This is a genomic window from Ferruginibacter lapsinanis, from assembly GCF_020783315.1.
Taxonomy (GTDB): domain Bacteria; phylum Bacteroidota; class Bacteroidia; order Chitinophagales; family Chitinophagaceae; genus Ferruginibacter; species Ferruginibacter lapsinanis.
The window spans coordinates 3280018-3295758 of the sequence record NZ_CP086063.1 but is presented as its reverse complement, the minus strand read 5'-3'; the positions used below and the strand labels follow the sequence as shown (position 1 = coordinate 3295758).

16 protein-coding genes are annotated in these 15741 nt (G+C 37.2%); 10 read left to right on the top strand and 6 right to left on the bottom strand.

The window, feature by feature from the left end; all coding sequences use genetic code 11:
* Positions 1-87: 87 nt before the first annotated feature.
* From LK994_RS13745 to LK994_RS13715, 7 genes are all read left to right on the top strand, one after another.
* Positions 88-900: a purine-nucleoside phosphorylase gene (locus LK994_RS13745; RefSeq protein WP_229760671.1), complete on the top strand. Its 813-nt coding sequence runs from the start codon at positions 88-90 to the stop codon at positions 898-900.
* A 242-nt stretch (positions 901-1142) separates the two neighbouring features.
* Positions 1143-3164: a putative porin gene (locus tag LK994_RS13740; RefSeq protein ID WP_229760670.1), complete on the top strand. Its 2022-nt coding sequence runs from the start codon at positions 1143-1145 to the stop codon at positions 3162-3164.
* 66 nt (positions 3165-3230) lie between these two features.
* The gene (locus tag LK994_RS13735; protein ID WP_229760669.1) at positions 3231-3614 is read left to right on the top strand and encodes an HYC_CC_PP family protein; all 384 of its coding nucleotides are present in this window, start codon (positions 3231-3233) and stop codon (positions 3612-3614) included.
* Between the two features lie 94 nt (positions 3615-3708).
* Entirely contained in the window at positions 3709-4254 is a 546-nt protein-coding gene (locus tag LK994_RS13730) for a heavy-metal-associated domain-containing protein (RefSeq protein WP_229760668.1), read from the top strand.
* An 11-nt stretch (positions 4255-4265) separates the two neighbouring features.
* The gene (locus LK994_RS13725) at positions 4266-4808 is read left to right on the top strand and encodes a heavy-metal-associated domain-containing protein (RefSeq protein WP_229760667.1); all 543 of its coding nucleotides are present in this window, start codon (positions 4266-4268) and stop codon (positions 4806-4808) included.
* Between the two features lie 49 nt (positions 4809-4857).
* The gene (locus LK994_RS13720) at positions 4858-5658 is read left to right on the top strand and encodes a hypothetical protein (RefSeq protein WP_229760666.1); all 801 of its coding nucleotides are present in this window, start codon (positions 4858-4860) and stop codon (positions 5656-5658) included.
* Between the two features lie 58 nt (positions 5659-5716).
* Complete coding sequence (locus tag LK994_RS13715; RefSeq protein WP_229760665.1) at positions 5717-6193, top strand: peroxiredoxin family protein; 477 nt, start codon at positions 5717-5719, stop codon at positions 6191-6193.
* Here the strand turns inward: LK994_RS13715 and LK994_RS13710 are convergent.
* Positions 6182-7192: an acyl transferase gene (locus tag LK994_RS13710; RefSeq protein ID WP_229760664.1), complete on the bottom strand. Its 1011-nt coding sequence runs from the start codon at positions 7190-7192 to the stop codon at positions 6182-6184. The genes LK994_RS13715 and LK994_RS13710 overlap by 12 nt on opposite strands.
* Positions 7193-7222: 30 nt before the next feature.
* Here LK994_RS13710 and LK994_RS13705 point away from each other — a divergent pair, with 30 nt between their 5' ends.
* The 3 genes from LK994_RS13705 (at position 7223) to LK994_RS13695 (ending at position 9618) form a co-directional block, all read left to right on the top strand.
* Positions 7223-7657, top strand: coding sequence for a hypothetical protein (locus tag LK994_RS13705; protein ID WP_229760663.1), 435 nt, complete (start codon positions 7223-7225; stop codon positions 7655-7657).
* A 121-nt stretch (positions 7658-7778) separates the two neighbouring features.
* The gene (locus LK994_RS13700; RefSeq protein WP_229760662.1) at positions 7779-8483 is read left to right on the top strand and encodes a UbiA prenyltransferase family protein; all 705 of its coding nucleotides are present in this window, start codon (positions 7779-7781) and stop codon (positions 8481-8483) included.
* A 28-nt stretch (positions 8484-8511) separates the two neighbouring features.
* On the top strand, positions 8512-9618 hold the full coding sequence (locus LK994_RS13695) for a M42 family metallopeptidase (RefSeq protein WP_229760661.1): 1107 nt from the start codon (positions 8512-8514) through the stop codon (positions 9616-9618).
* 42 nt (positions 9619-9660) lie between these two features.
* On the opposite strand, the gene LK994_RS13690 is transcribed toward LK994_RS13695, so the two are convergent.
* The 5 genes from LK994_RS13690 to LK994_RS13670 are packed head-to-tail and all read right to left on the bottom strand — an operon-like array spanning position 9661 to position 15644.
* On the bottom strand, positions 9661-11064 hold the full coding sequence (locus tag LK994_RS13690; RefSeq protein WP_229760660.1) for an alpha-amylase family glycosyl hydrolase: 1404 nt from the start codon (positions 11062-11064) through the stop codon (positions 9661-9663).
* Positions 11065-11106: 42 nt separating this feature from the next.
* Entirely contained in the window at positions 11107-13605 is a 2499-nt protein-coding gene (locus tag LK994_RS13685) for a TonB-dependent receptor (protein ID WP_229760659.1), read from the bottom strand.
* Positions 13606-13623: 18 nt separating this feature from the next.
* On the bottom strand, positions 13624-14274 hold the full coding sequence (rpe, locus tag LK994_RS13680; protein ID WP_229760658.1) for a ribulose-phosphate 3-epimerase: 651 nt from the start codon (positions 14272-14274) through the stop codon (positions 13624-13626).
* Between the two features lie 45 nt (positions 14275-14319).
* On the bottom strand, positions 14320-15117 hold the full coding sequence (locus LK994_RS13675) for a tetratricopeptide repeat protein (RefSeq protein WP_229760657.1): 798 nt from the start codon (positions 15115-15117) through the stop codon (positions 14320-14322).
* A gap of 41 nt (positions 15118-15158) precedes the next feature.
* Complete coding sequence (locus LK994_RS13670; RefSeq protein ID WP_229760656.1) at positions 15159-15644, bottom strand: metallophosphoesterase family protein; 486 nt, start codon at positions 15642-15644, stop codon at positions 15159-15161.
* Between the last annotated feature and the right edge of the window lie 97 nt (positions 15645-15741).

Here is a 15741-nt window from a genome sequence, read left to right as displayed (position 1 = left end):
GATTTTAGGTTGTTTCTTTATGCAAACGATGCCAGTATTATAAATAATACAGAATTCTGTACCTTAGCCTACAAATTTTATAAAAACATGATGCAAAAAATTAATGAAGCGGTTGCTTACATTCAAAAAATTTACGGAGAAACTCCGAGTGTTGGTATTGTATTAGGTAGTGGTTTAGGCAACTTTGCAGCCGAAATTAAAGCGGAAAAAGAGATCCCTTACGGGGATATTCCTCATTTTCCGGTTAGTACGGTAGAGGGGCATAGCGGCAAATTGATTTTTGGCGAATTGGGAGGAAAGAAGGTAGTGGCAATGGCGGGCCGTTTTCATTATTACGAAGGGTATACCATGCATGAAGTGGTTTTCCCTATCAGGGTGATGAAGTTTTTGGGGATACAAACTTTATTGCTGAGTAATGCGGCAGGTGGGGTGAACAGGAAATACAAAGTAGGAGACCTGATGATCATTACTGATCATATCAGTCAGCTGACGGTTAATCCGTTGATCGGGAAAAACGACAAGGCGATGGGGCCACGTTTTCCGGATATGACAGAGCCATACAAAAAGCACCTGATCGCCAAAGCAAAAGATGTTGCTGCTAAGGCAAATATCAAAGTACAGGAGGGGGTATACGTTGCAGTAACGGGTCCTACTTTTGAAACCAAAGCAGAATACCTGATGATAGAAACCTTAGGTGGCGATGCAGTAGGTATGAGTACGGTGCCTGAGTGTATTGTGGCCAATCATATGGGATTGCATGTATTTGCCATGAGTGTTATTACTGATGTGGGTATCAGGGAAGAAGAAAATGTAATTACGCATGAAGAAGTGTTAGAGGCTGCCAAACATGCGGAGCCTAATTTTACACATATATTCAAAGAATTGGTAGCGGCGATATAAATTTTTAGAAGTTTAACGCTGAACAGTCACAGAGATAGTATTCTGATTAGAATGTTTTCTCTGTGGCTTTTTTATTTCACTGAGATACATCAAGAATGCACAAAGGGCACCGAGAAAGTTCATTAACTCGAAGATTCTCTCTGTGTAACGCAGTGCATCCTTAGTAGACTTTGTGAAAATCAACAACCTACCCGCCGAAACTCTATAATTAATTATACATATTTTTGCTGCAATATCAAAGAATGAAGAAATTACTCCTGACTCTTTTTATAGTGATCGCTTATACTTTTTCCTATGCACAAATAGGAAGGGTATTTGATAAATTAGGTGCCGATGGCCCGAGACGTGGAAGAAATACTACAGGAACAACAGATACTTCCGGGGGCAGAACCGGATTGGGTTTTGAGCACAGGGATGATGCCAAGGATTCCATTACCATCAGTTTTAAATATATAGATGGGATCAAGTCTAACCGTATCGATTCTTCTATCAATGATTTCTATAACTATTTTTCGGTACCGGCCGCACAGCAATATTTAGGCAACAACGGCTCTGCCGGATATTCTTTAATTTATACTCCGTTCACAAAAGCAGGTTGGGATGCCGGGTTTCATGCATACGATGCCTATCGCTATACACTGGATAACAGCCGTTTTTTTAAAACAACCAAGCCCTTTACGCAAATGAGCTATCAGCTGGCCAGCGGAAAAGAGCAGATGATAAAAATACTGCACACACAAAATCCAATGCCTAATTTAAATTTTGGCTTCGAGTATAAATTAATTACTGCTCCCGGTTTTTTTGTTACACAAAATACCAGTCATAACAGTTACAGGATATTCAGTAATTACCAGGGTAAAAGAAAAAGATATGCCGCCTATTTCATGTTGATGGGTAATACACTTAAGGGGTCAGAGAATGGGGGGATCAAAAATGACAGTTTTTTGCTGAGCCCGAATTTTTCGAAACGTTTTACTATTCCGGTTAATTTGGGCAGAGATTCCGGCTCTCTTCCCAATCCATTTAATTCATCAGTTACCACGGGCAACATTTATAAAGATTTTACTTTCTTTCTCCGTCAATCGTATGATATTGGTAAAAAGGATTCTATTATTATTAACGATTCTACTACTGAATATTTGTTTTATTCTAAACTTCGTTTTCAACATACACTTACTTACAGCTCTTACAATTATCAGTTTAAAGATGTGGAAGCTGATTCAGGCATTTATAAAAGATGGTACGATACAACATTGAAGAAGTTTACTGATAGTCTGATAGTGACTGATCGATGGAAAGTGGTGACCAATGATTTTTCGTTGATGCAATTTCCTGATACCAAGAACAGTGCTCAATATTTGTTGGCAGGAGCCAGGCTTGAAAATATTACCGGTACATTTTCGGGAGGCAGCAAAAACTTTTACAATATTGTGTTGCATGGAGAATACAGAAACAAAACAAGAAACAGGCTTTGGGATATTTTAGTGAATGGAGAGTTTTACCTCAACGGCCTCAATAGTGGCGACTACTCTGCCAATGCGATGTTAGAAAGATTTTTGAATAAAAAATGGGGGAATGTAAAATTGTCTTTTTCTAATGTGAACAGAAGTCCGTCTTTTATTTATAACACATTGTCTTCTTTTAATTTCGGTAATACAGCATCTTATAAAAAAGAAAATATTACGGTGGCTAAAGTATCTGCAGATAATCCTTTTATCAGTTTGTCTGCTGCAAATTATTTCATTACCAACTATATTTATTTTACCAACTATTATCAGACAGCCCAGTATAGTAAGGTCATTAATTTGATACAGGCAAGTGCTTCTAAAAAGATAAAATTATCTAAACGTTGGAGTTGGTATGCCGATATAACCTTACAACAAACTGATGCAGCAGCCCCTATAAAAGTGCCGTTTATTTTTACCAGGAACAGAATTGCGTATGAAGGTGTTTTTTATAAGAATCTTAATTTGAGTACCGGTCTTGAGTTAAGGTATTACACGCCATTCAAAGCATATAACTATTCGCCGGTGATGGGGCAGTTTATGCCACAGGATACACTTACTATTAAAAACAGGCCTGATATCGCTGCATTTTTACATTTCAGGATCAAGTCATTCACAGGCTTTTTAAGAGCCGAAAATTTGAATGCAATAGATTTTACCAATGGCTTCGGGTTTACTAAAAATAATTTTGCTGCTCCGCACTATGTATATCAAGGATTTATATTCAGGTTTGGTATACGGTGGAATTTTGTGAATTAAACCGGTGTTCCCTTAAACACTTCATTAACATTGTAACCAGATTTTTGTGTTAACTTTACTTAGTAAATGAAAAAGGTTTTTGTAGCCATATTAGCTTTTCTGTATCTGGGTGTCTCCTCGGGAGTAGCCATGGAGATACATTACTGTATGGGTAAAAAAGCCGGAGTTGATTTTTATAGTTCAGATAATGACAAGTGCGGTAAATGTGGAATGAAAGCGAAGAAGGGTTGCTGCAATGATGAACACAAGTTTTACAAAATTAATGACTCTCATAAAAGCGTTTCAAACGACCTTAGTTTTCAGGCTCCGGTTTTCGTTGTTCTGACCCAATATCCTCTCTACGAAACTAAGTTTATTTATACTGTTGCAGATAAGACAGTACAAAATCATTCACCACCTATATATACAAAGCCTTCTGCTTGTATATTGCATGGCGTTTTCAGACTATAGACAAATATTGACTGTTACATCGGTAGCGATAGTTATCGATGCCTTGTGCTATACGCACTTTTTAATTGTTTAATAAAATCTAAAATTTAATAAAATGAAAGCATTATCAATATACGCTGTAATATTATTCAGCATCTTCAACAGTTTTACATCGTTTGCACAAAAGGGAGCAGTGGCCAATACAGCTACCATTAAAGTTTGGGGCAATTGCGAAACCTGTAAGAAAAAGATAGAGAAAGCTGCTAAAAACAGTGGTGCCGCTACAGCGGTTTGGAGTGAAGAAACAAAAGAATTAGTTGTTACATATGATGGCGCTAAAACATCTACTGAAAGAATACAACAATCAGTAGCTGCTGCCGGATATGATACACAGGATTTTGTAGCAAGTGATGCTGCATATAATAAACTTCCCGGTTGTTGCCAGTATGATAGAAAACCAGTTACTACCGAAGAGGTAAAAAAATGCTGCAATATGGAAAAATGTGGTAAAGATGCAGCTGCCTGTAAAGAAATGAAATGTTGCAAAGATGCCAAATGTTGTAAAGAAAAAGGTTGTGTAAAAGGCAAAGCTTGTTGTAAAGAACATGCATCTGTAACAGATAAATCATGTGGACAAGAGAAGTCTTGTTGTACAATGTAAACAGTATCAATATGAAAAAAATATTGCTGACAATTACTGTTCTTTTTTCGTTTGCCACGCAGGCGCAGGTAACCAAGGTGTCTATACAGGCAAGTGGATTAACCTGCAGCATGTGTAGCAATGCTATCAATAAAGCGTTGCGTTCGCTGGACTTTGTAGATAAGGTAGATGCAAATATCAAAAATTCAACTTTTGATATTTCATTTAAGCCGGATCATACAGTTGATTTTGACAAGTTGAAAAAGAAAGTAGAAGATGCCGGTTTTTTTGTAGCAAATTTTGTTGCCACCATTCATTTTGATAATGCAGTTGTAACGAATGATAAACACACCACCATTAATGGTACTGTATTTCATTTTTTGAATGTTACAGATCAAACGGTGAATGGGGATAAACAAATTCGCTTTATAGATAAAGGATTTGTGTCGGCTAAAGAATTTAAAAAGAATAGCCGTTTTACTGTAATGCAATGTTACCAGACCGGAGTAGCAGAGGCTTGTTGCACAAAAGACAAGTTGGCTAAAGGAACAAGAATATTTCATGTAACTATTTAGTTTATTATTGTATGGTGCCGCAATAAGGTTGCGGCACCATTTTTTTGTTATGAGAATATTGCTGATCATATTGTTTTTTTGTTTGCATCATGCCGTAAAAGCGCAAGAGCTCTTTGTGTATACAGAGCCTGCCAGTAATATGGCGGCTAAAAGTGTTGGTATAAGAATGAATAATATGCTGATGAAAAACAAGCATACCGGAAAGAATGAGTATCACCTGATTCCGGAAGTAATGTTTGGGATATCTAAAAAAGTAATGATACATATGGATGCTTTTTTTAGTAATGTATCGGGTAAATTTAATGCAGAAGGGGCGAGTGTGTATGCTAAATACCGGTTCTACAGTATTGATGACATTCATAGTCATTTCAGGATGGCGGCTTTTGGCAGGTATAGCCTGAATGATGGTCTGATACATGATGCTTCGATCAATTTGTATGGAACCAATAGCGGTTATGAGGGAGGGATAGTGGCTACACAATTGGTTCAGAAGATCGCTTTATCTGCCAATGCTTCAGTTGTGCATGCCTTTGATAATGGTAAATATATTTTTGCAGATGATTTTCGTAATGCATTCAATTATTCATTCTCTATCGGAAAGTTAATGTTGCCTGCTGATTACACCAGTTACAAACAAACAAATGTAAATTTGATGGTTGAATTACTTGGTCAGACTAATTTGGGCAGGAAATTTTCATACCTCGATCTGGCACCTTCTTTGCAAATGATCTTTAATAGCAGGGCCAGAGTGGATATAGGATACAGATTTCCATTGACGGATAAATTTTACAGGTCGATGGAACGTGGCGTTTTGTTAAGAGTAGAGTATAATTTTTTCAATGCGTATTAAAAATGAAAAAGATATTGTTATTCATATTATCATTATTTAAAAAGAAAAATTGTTGTCGATGAAGAGATGGCTGTTGTTAGTATTGCTTTTTACAGGAGTGGCCAAGGCACAGGTTGCCGTAGGAAGGCTTGCCCCCGAAATAAGTTTACCGAATACAAAAGACAGTATACTTCACCTGTCATCTTTAAGAGGCAAGGTTGTGCTGATAGATTTTTGGGCCAGCTGGTGTGGGCCTTGCAGGCAAGCCAATCCCAAGGTGGTAGCCTTGTATAAAAAATACAAAGCACAAGGGTTTGAAATATTTGGTGTTTCATTAGATTATAAGAAGCAAGCCTGGATAAAGGCTATTAAAAAAGACAGGATCACCTATACACAAGTGATGGATAAGGATGCCTGGAGATCGGCAGTTGCTGAAACATATGGGGTAAATGGTATTCCGGCTTCTTTCCTATTAGATAAGAACGGCGTAATTGCCGGTATTGATCTGGAAGGGAGAGAATTAAAGTACAAAATTGAAGAACTGCTACAACGTTAGCAAGCTACAACCTCTGATATCACTATTATCAAGTCTGCCGATTATTTCAACACTTCCATCGGGGTATAACTTTCCTGCATCTTCGGCAGCAATAAATGAGCAGGAATAGATGTTTGCCAGATCTATGATATTTACGGCTCCGCTATATGTTTTATTCAATGAGGCAGATTGAATGCTGAATGGATCATCATCTTCCCTGACTAAAATTTTCATCCACGGCGGGCAGTTAAAAATACCATCGCCTTTTGAATATGCCTGACTTAATAATTCTGTCATCCCATATTCAGAATGTATTTTTTTTGCATGAAAACTATTGCATAAAATTTCATGCACTTCAGCACGTGTAATTTCTTTTCTCCGTCCTTTCATGCCACCTGTTTCCATTATGGTTGTGTATTGCAATGACATAGGAAACTGTTCAGCAAAATCGAGCAAAGCAAAGGTGGCGCCAATCAATAAGGTCTTTTGTTTTTCTTTTTCAAGTGCCAAGATGGTTTCTTGTAATGCAAAGAGATCATGCAAATAAAAACCACTTCTGGGATGATTACTGGCTGTTATCAATTTATCAACCATCATTACTAAGGAAGAATTATTTCGTTCTAAGTAAGATGGGAGTAATGCAATGATGCAATGGTCTGCATCATAAAACAGATCAAATCCCCTGGTGAAACTTTCCTGATAGATATCGATACTTTTTACATGATGTTTACTGTTGATCGTTTTTGTAGTGCCACTGCTTTCAAAAATTACTTCTGCTTCAAAATCAGTTGTCTTGATCGTATGTGTTTTAAAAAAACTGATGGGTAAGAAAGGGATCTTTTCTAAAGAAGTGATGTTGGCTATATCGATATGTAAACTCCGGCAATATTGATTGTATACGGGATTAAACTCATGTTGAAATTGAAATATAGCCAATGCCAGCTCCTCGAAATTTTCGGGAGTGACAGAAAAGACCTTGTCAGGCCAGTCGATATTTTTAACAGCAGTATTCAATTTCAATCATTAAATTTGTGATACATAGATACAAAGATGCGATACACAATTTTAATAGCCATATTTACCTTACTTTTTATTGGTTGTAAAAAGGATAAATTTACAACAGCTCCACAGTTAAAGTACAAATCTGTAAATACGAAGGTGTTGGATAAAGGGCAGATACTTAAGTTTACACTTGGTTTTACTGATTCGGAAGGTGATGTGGATTCAATATTCCTCAGAGAGGTTAATCCGAAATGCTCGTTGAATTTCTTTAAAGATAGTTTTGCGTTGCCTGCTTTTCCTCCTACCAAAAATGTAAATGGAGATATTTTTGTTACCTATGGTTATCGTGTAGATGGTATTCCTCCAATTCAGGAGCCACTTTGTGCCAATAATGACACCTGTTATTTTCAATTTGTAATAAAAGATAGTAAGCAAAACAAAAGTGATACTGTCAGTTCAGAAACAATTGTAATTATTAAATAAAATCTTCCTGAAAAAGATTTTACATTTCATCTTATCCCATTCCATTTTTGTTGCGTTTTGTGCAGCTGCACTTTCTTTGCAAACATTTCAGTTAACAAATACTCCCATTGATATCTACCTGATGGGCTTTATTTTTTTTGCTACTTTATGCAGTTATAATTTCTATTGGTTGGTAAGTAAAAGATATTTCAGCAATTTCAATTTGGGTAAAGAAGCCGGCAAGATCAGCCTCTTGCTTATTGCAGGAGTTGGCACGCTTATTTGTTTTATGCGATCGGAGTTGCCTTTATTGTATGTATTGCCAGCGGTTGGTTTAACTGTATTATATACACTGCCCTTATTGCCATTTAAGTTTTTAAATTTTACAAGAAGGTTCGGCGTATTAAAAACTATCGTGTTGAGTCTGTCGTGGATGTATGTAACGGCCTACCTTCCCGTTCATATTCCTCCTGCAGCATTAACAGCATCTGATGGGTTTATTTGTATGCGGCGTTTTTTATTCATGCTGATGCTTTGCATTATTTTCGATAGCAGGGATAGTGCAATTGATAAAATAAGAGGGATGCGTAGTTTGGCTACAGACCTATCTCCTAAAGCATTGCGTATTTTTATCTGGGTGACATTTATTGCATTGTTTGCCACCAATTTTTTCTATTATCATTATGGGATAACAGCAAAACAGTTTGCCGCATTGCAGGTATCTGCATTGGCATTGTTGATAGCCTATTATTTTTCGACAAAAAAGCAAGGGTATTTTTTCTATTATTTTATAATAGATGGGTTAATGTTATTTTCAGCACTTACAACATTCGTAGCAAGTATTTAATTAAATTTGTTTCTTATAAAAATTTACTATGGCAAAGGCAAAAAAAGCGAAAAGTATTCTTACAGAAAAATCTTACACTTTCTTAAAAGACTATATCAATAACCCTTCTCCTACAGGGTTTGAAAGCAGCGGACAAAAAATGTGGCTGGAGTATATCAAACCATTTACCGATAGTTTTTTTACTGATCCATACGGAACAGCTGTGGGAGTAATTAACCCTACGGCAACCTTTAAGGTAGTAATTGAAGCGCATGCGGATGAGATCAGCTGGTTTGTAAATTATATTTCTCCGGAAGGATTAATCTATCTGAAACGTAATGGTGGTGTGGATCACCAGATCGCTCCTTCAATGAGGGTTTTGATACATGGGAAAAAAGGCGCTGTAAAAGCGGTATTCGGCTGGCCGGCTATTCATACCAGGTTGCAAAACCCTGAAGCGAAAGAACCACAACCTAAAGTAGATAATTTGTTTTTGGATTGTGGCGCAAGAACAAAAAAGGAAGCAGAAGACCTGGGAATACATATTGGTGCAGTAGCTACCTATGAGGCCGGGTATGAAGAATTAGCCTATGGTAATTTAATAGGCAGAGCATTCGACAACCGTATTGGTGGTTTTATGATCGCTGAAGTTGCAAGACTGCTGAAAGAAAACAAAAAGAAATTACCTTTTGGTTTATACATTGTAAATGCAGTGCAGGAAGAAATTGGTTTAAGAGGAGCGGAGATGATCGCAAGAAGGATCAAGCCTGATGTCGCTATCATTACCGATGTAACGCATGATACCTCTACGCCGATGATCAGCAAGATCATCCAGGGAGACACAGTTTGTGGTAAAGGACCTTCTTTAACGTTTGGTCCTGCAGTACATAATAAATTGTTGGATGTTGTGCAGCATGTTGCCAGCAAAACAAAAATTCCTGTGCAGTTACACACTGTAAGCAGAAGTACAGGAACTGATACGGATTCTTTTGCATATGCAAATGACGGCTGCCCGTCTGTATTGATCTCTATTCCTTTACGCTACATGCATACAACGGTAGAAATGCTGCATAAAGATGACGTGGAGAACACCATCAAACTGATGTATGAAACGTTGCTGACCTTAACACCTAAAACTAACCTGAGTTATTTTTAGTCAATATAAAAAAGATCCGAAGCAATGCACTTCGGATCTTTTTTATTTAACCAACACGAGGTATCCCCAGGCTGGCAAAGAGATCTCATCGTCACCCTTTAACTCATATTTTGTTCCTGTAAATAATTCGGTGTAGGTACCTTTCTGGTATTTTGAATTCAGGATTACTTTCACTGGTTTGTTGCTGTAATTGATCACAGGTATCACTTTATCTCCATTCTTTTCTCGGGAAAATGAAATGACCTGGTTAGGCATATCATTAAAGATCCGAATCATTTCTCCGCCCCAGGCTCCATTCCATAATGCCTGGTTCTTATGTTTCAGCTCAAAAAGTTTTTTATAGATATTGAAGAAAGGATGTTGCTGCCAATGGATGGAATCTTTTTCAAAGAATGCCAGCGAACGATTGAGTCCGGCTTCCTGCCCGCTGTAAACGAGCGGCATACCATTTACCACTCCTGCCAGTACCATAGAGGCTTGCAGTCCGTCTCCGAAATTAGAATATTGATTTCCTTCCCACGAATTTTTATCATGGTTTTCAGTAAAGGTCATTCTGTAAGCATCTTTCGGAAAGGTACTTACATCATGTGCCATGTATTCTACCAATCCACCGATGTTTTTTTTATCAGCAGTTACTGCATGCATTTTTTCCCACAGGCTCCAGGAGTAAGTCATGTCAAAAGCATTTTTGTGCAGGTCTCTCGATTCCCATTCCGCCAGCATAAATACCGGTTTTATCTGGTCTAATTCCTTTCTTGCGTTATCCCAGAAATCTACGGGAATAAATCCTGCTACATCACAACGGTATCCATCAATATCAGCTTCTTTTACCCAGTATTTCAATGCCTCAGTCATGTATTTACGCAGGCCAGGTTTATCATAGTCAAAATCAATTACATCATCCCAATCATACCATGGAGTAGGTTGAAAATTTCCTTCGGGTGTTTTGCTGTACCAATCAGGATGTTCGGTGGCCAATGGATTGTCCCACGCAGAATGATTGGCTACCCAATCAATAATTACATGCATACCCATTGAGTGTATCTTCTTTACCAATGCTTTCAGATCATCCAATGTACCAAGTTGAGGGTTAACCCCATAATAATCTTTTACAGAATAATAACTGCCCATTTTTCCTTTCCTGTTCTTCTCTCCGATAGGGTTGATGGGCATCAGCCAGATTATATCAATGCCCATATCCTTTAAGCGGGGCAGATGGGATTCAAATGCTTTGAAAGTTCCTTCCGGCGTGAATTGCCTGAGATTTACTTCGTAGATGGTAGCATTCTTACTCCACTCAGGATGCTTTAGTTCTACATATTTTTTGGGAAGATAATTGCTGCTGTCATTTATGGCGTTGCTTAGTTTTTGCTTGCCGGTATTGTTGCATGATACAATACTGATAAGCATGATGCTGCAGGCAATCGTTTGAAAATACTTTTTCATGATGAAAAATATTTTATTGATGTATAATGCGAACCGTTAAATTTAAAATCTTCCTACAATTTTAAAATTCACTAATCTTGGAGTCAATCGATTAGGAATGCTATACACTGTATTACTGAAATCTTTTATCAGTTGATAAGAGATGGTATTACGACGGTCGATTAAATTAAATACCTCAAAGCTTGCCCAGATGTTATCAAAATTTTTGAAAGGGCTATGACTTCTGCGTTTGTTTTTTTCACTGAGTAACAGTGCACTAAAGCCAATGTCTGCTCTTATATATGGCTCAATGATAAGTCCATTTCTATATTTAACACTATTAGGAATATTGTAAGGCATATTGCTTCCGTATAACAGGTTCAAATGCACTCTGAAGTTTTTGTTGGTAGAGAGGTAATCCTGCAAAAATAAACCAATGGTGATCAACCTGTCTGAAGGACGGCGTAACCAACCCACTTCATTTCTTACACTGTCCACGGGAACCTGGTCCTGACTACGTGAGGTAATAGTTTCACCGGCAGCATTTTTATATTGGTAATAATGATCACCTTCGATATTTTCTCTGGTACGCATCAAACCTATGCTAAGCCAGCTTTCTGCGTCTTTTACCAATTCGCTGTATAATCTTGTTTCAATACCGTAAGCGTATGCTTTGGCATTGTTGTTGCCAAAATATCGCACTCTTACATTATCAATATCATAGGGGATAACATCCCACATACTTTTGTAATAAGCTTCTGTTGTGATACGGAAAGGCCGATTTTTCGATTTGAAATTATAATCCATTCCGGCAACCAGCTGGTAACTTTTTTGAGATTTTACATCTATATTCAGTGTGCCGTCATATTTTCTTAATTCTCTGTAAAAAGGAGGTTGGCTGTAAAGCCCAGCTGCAAATTTTATTACAACATCTTTTTTCCAGTTAGGTTTTATGCTGGCTTGTACACGAGGGCTTACCAAAAATTCTTTACTGAGAGAATTGTAATTGTATCTGATGCCTCCTTGTAGTGTGATATCTCTTTTGTCATTTTTAAAACTGATATTATCCTGCACGTAACCGGTATATTTTTGGATAGAAAGAGACGCATTGGTATTTAAGAAATTATATAATTTGCCTGAGTTTAGCTGCAACGAATATCCGGCACTGTCCTGGTACTCCCATTCGTATAATTTATCCTTTATATTCGTTTGTTCAATACTGTTACCAAATTGTATAAAATGCTTTCCCTTGTCGATACTACCTTTCAGTGTTCCGTTCCAAACTTCAATATTCAGTTCATTTCTTGCATAATTTTGATAATATCCTGCACCCAGAGGATTTACGATCTGTCCGAAACTGCTGCTGCTGTTATCAAAGTCTCTGTCGCCGAACAAGTAAGCACCTGCAATATCAAAATTCTCATTTTCTTTATTTTGAAAATGACTGACCATCCATTTTAGTTTCGTTTTTTTATTGATTTGATTTACGGCACTTAATCCGATAAGGTTAGTTGTATAGCCATCTTTTTCCTGTCCTTCAAAATAAATATCCAATCCAAGATTTGCGGTAAAAAGAGGAGAGAAGACAGAAGATGTTTTTTGTGCAGATTCAGGGAAGAATGAAAACTTACTGGTTGAATAATTGGCCAGCATTTCCAACTGCCATTTGTCATTTAATTTGTATGTAACAAAAGCCTGCAGGTCATTTGACGAAGGGATATATGAACCTTGTGTTTCCTGGCTGCTTAATAAGTTACGATTACTTTTATTTCTTACACCAATCAGGTATGAAACTTTTTCATTTTTGGCAGATCCTTCTAAATGAAAACCTTGCTCCAATAAACTTACATACACAGAACCACCGAAGGCCCTGGGTTTTTTATATTGGATATCCAGTACACTGCTCATTTTATCGCCGTACTTACTTTGAAATCCACCATTATAAAAATTCACATTCCTGGTCATTTCAGGATTGATCAAACTCAACCCTTCCTGTTGACCACTTCTTACTAAGTAAGGACGGAATATTTCAAAATCGTTGATATAAATTAAATTCTCATCGTAGTTACCTCCACGTACATTATACTGTGAGGTAAGTTCGTTGTTACCACCAACAAGGATTTTGATCAGGCCTTCTACACCACCGATAGTAGAAGGTAATGTAATGGCACTTTTGGGATTGATCTTGGTAAGCCCTGTTTCAACTCTTTCTCTTTCTCTGTCATCACCCACTACGACTTCATCCAACACTTTACTGTTTCTTTCTAATCTTACAGTAATTTTTTCTTCTTCATTTTCGCTTAAGTAAAATATTTGCTTGGTTTCACTAAAGCCACTGTAGGAGAAAACCAGTGCCAATGTTTTTTCGGCGGCAACTTTTATTTTAAAATAGCCACTATCATTGGTGATAACACCGGTTGTCTTGCCTAAAATAGTTACAGAAACTTTTGCTAAAGGATTTTCATTTTCATCCAGCACTTTACCACTCACAAAAGCAGCTTTTTTTTGTGCAGTTGCCGATAAGAAAAATAGTGATAATACAAGGGTGATGAATGATCTCATATGCTAAAGATAAATAGTTTACACAATCTTTTTTAATTGTGCAATAGTGTCTATCGGGTCGGCAGCTTTAAAGACCGTACTGCCTGCTACCAGTACATCGGCCCCGGCATCGATAATAGATTTAGCATTAGCTAATGTAACGCCACCATCAATTTCTATTTTTACATCTAATAGTTGTTCGTCGATCATTTCTCTCAGGCGTTTTATTTTGTTGATCGTATGAGGGATAAAGGCCTGACCGCCAAAACCAGGGTTTACACTCATCAAACAAACCAGGTCAATATCACCCAAAATGTCTTTTAATAATTCAACAGGCGTATGCGGATTAATGGCAACGCCGGCCTTCATACCCAGGCTTTTTATTTGTTGAATATTTCTGTGCAGATGGGTGCATGCTTCCTGGTGAACTGTTAGAATATCGGCACCTGCTTTTTTGAATGCCTCAGCATATCTTTCTGGTTCTTCGATCATCAAATGCACATCGCATACTTTGGTAGTACTTTTTCTGAAAAATTCCACCAGCATTGGTCCGAAACTAATGTTGGGAACAAATCTGCCGTCCATTACATCGAGATGGAACCAATCAGCTTTACTTTTATTCAGCATATCACAATCTGCCTGTAACTGTAAAAAATCGGCAGAAAGTAAGGAAGGAGCTATTATAGCCATATATAGATTTTGAATATTAAAATTACGGATTTATATCGATGCAGGTTATTTAACGCCTAGTTTGCCCAGGGCATCTTTAGCTTCTATGTAATTATCATCCAGTTGCAGCGCTATCTTATAATTAGCGATAGCCTCATTTTTGTTATTCAATTTTTCGTAACAACGTCCCATCCAGTAATAACCATCCGGATAGCTGCTTTGAATGGATACCGATTTTTCGGAAGTTTTCAGCGCCTCTGCATATTTACCCATGTCAAATAAAGCAATGGTCTTTTCTGTATAAGCATCAAGGAATGTATAATCGGCCTGAATACAGGTATTGAAGAAGGTAATGGCTTGAACATAATCTCCGTTGTAGTTATAATACAACCCTTTTATGAAAAAAGCCTGCGTTTGTGCATTGGCTTTAGGGGCATTTAAAAGTGCATCGGCCATGGCTAAGGCCATCGGATTTTTTGTTTGAGCATAAACAGTTCCCAATGAAATGATGTATTGCGGATCGGGAAAAATTTCTATTGCTTTTTCAAAAGCTTTGATCGTGTTTAAAGTGTCTTTGTTTTGAAAATGCAATGTGGCCTTGATATCCCATAAACGGGCATTGGCGGTATCTTTTTTTATATACTTATCTACTTCTGCAATTGCCTGTGAGTAATTACTGTTATCGCAGTAATATTGAATTAGATTTTCTTTTAATAAAAGGGAGTCAGGGAATTTTTCTATGGCATTTTTTAATTCTTTTTCCTGTAGAGGCAAGTCTGCTGTGTTACTGTTTTTTTCAACACTTGTATCAGAGCAGGATGACAAGAAAAGCAATACGCCCAGGATAGTGATCGGTAGTCTCATGCTGCAAAAATACGTTGAAGATTGTTTTGTATTTATAAATTTTATAATTCAATTACTTCACAATCCTTTATATTGTTGCCATCAATAGTAAAACGTACAATGGTTCTCACTTTGTGCCAGCCTTGTTTGCCGGCGGCACCCGGGTTCATGTGCAAACATTCCAGTTTATCGTCATACATTATCTTTAAAATATGACTATGTCCGCTGATAAATAATTGAGGTTTGTGGAGGAGTAATTCTTTCTTGGTTTCTGGATTGTATTTTGGTGGATAACCACCTATATGCCTCAGCATAACTTTTACATCTTCACACATAAAAATTAATTGCTCGGGGTAAACGCTTCTGATGTCATTGCCGTCAATATTGCCATATACGCCTTTCAATGGTTTAGAAGAGCCCAGTTTTTCTGCGATAGCAATAGTACCAAAATCACCGGCATGCCATATTTCATCACAGTCTTTGAAATGCTCCAATATGATATCATCCATATAATGATGTGTATCGGATAGTAAACCTATTTTTTTCAATTTTTTGTTTTAGTAGGTTATTAGTAGTAATTCGGGTATAAAGTTATTGCGTTTATGCAACTATTTATTATTTTGTATCGTCTTAGCAATTCATATC

Coding starts and splice junctions, on each gene's coding strand:
- LK994_RS13745 (WP_229760671.1), top strand. CDS start 88: ATGATGCAAAAAATTAATGAAGCGGTTGCTTACATTCAAAAAATTTAC.
- LK994_RS13740 (WP_229760670.1), top strand. CDS start 1,143: ATGAAGAAATTACTCCTGACTCTTTTTATAGTGATCGCTTATACTTTT.
- LK994_RS13735 (WP_229760669.1), top strand. CDS start 3,231: ATGAAAAAGGTTTTTGTAGCCATATTAGCTTTTCTGTATCTGGGTGTC.
- LK994_RS13730 (WP_229760668.1), top strand. CDS start 3,709: ATGAAAGCATTATCAATATACGCTGTAATATTATTCAGCATCTTCAAC.
- LK994_RS13725 (WP_229760667.1), top strand. CDS start 4,266: ATGAAAAAAATATTGCTGACAATTACTGTTCTTTTTTCGTTTGCCACG.
- LK994_RS13720 (WP_229760666.1), top strand. CDS start 4,858: ATGAGAATATTGCTGATCATATTGTTTTTTTGTTTGCATCATGCCGTA.
- LK994_RS13715 (WP_229760665.1), top strand. CDS start 5,717: ATGAAGAGATGGCTGTTGTTAGTATTGCTTTTTACAGGAGTGGCCAAG.
- LK994_RS13705 (WP_229760663.1), top strand. CDS start 7,223: ATGCGATACACAATTTTAATAGCCATATTTACCTTACTTTTTATTGGT.
- LK994_RS13700 (WP_229760662.1), top strand. CDS start 7,779: ATGGGCTTTATTTTTTTTGCTACTTTATGCAGTTATAATTTCTATTGG.
- LK994_RS13695 (WP_229760661.1), top strand. CDS start 8,512: ATGGCAAAGGCAAAAAAAGCGAAAAGTATTCTTACAGAAAAATCTTAC.
- LK994_RS13690 (WP_229760660.1), bottom strand. CDS start 11,064: ATGAAAAAGTATTTTCAAACGATTGCCTGCAGCATCATGCTTATCAGT.
- LK994_RS13685 (WP_229760659.1), bottom strand. CDS start 13,605: ATGAGATCATTCATCACCCTTGTATTATCACTATTTTTCTTATCGGCA.
- rpe (WP_229760658.1), bottom strand. CDS start 14,274: ATGGCTATAATAGCTCCTTCCTTACTTTCTGCCGATTTTTTACAGTTA.
- LK994_RS13675 (WP_229760657.1), bottom strand. CDS start 15,117: ATGAGACTACCGATCACTATCCTGGGCGTATTGCTTTTCTTGTCATCC.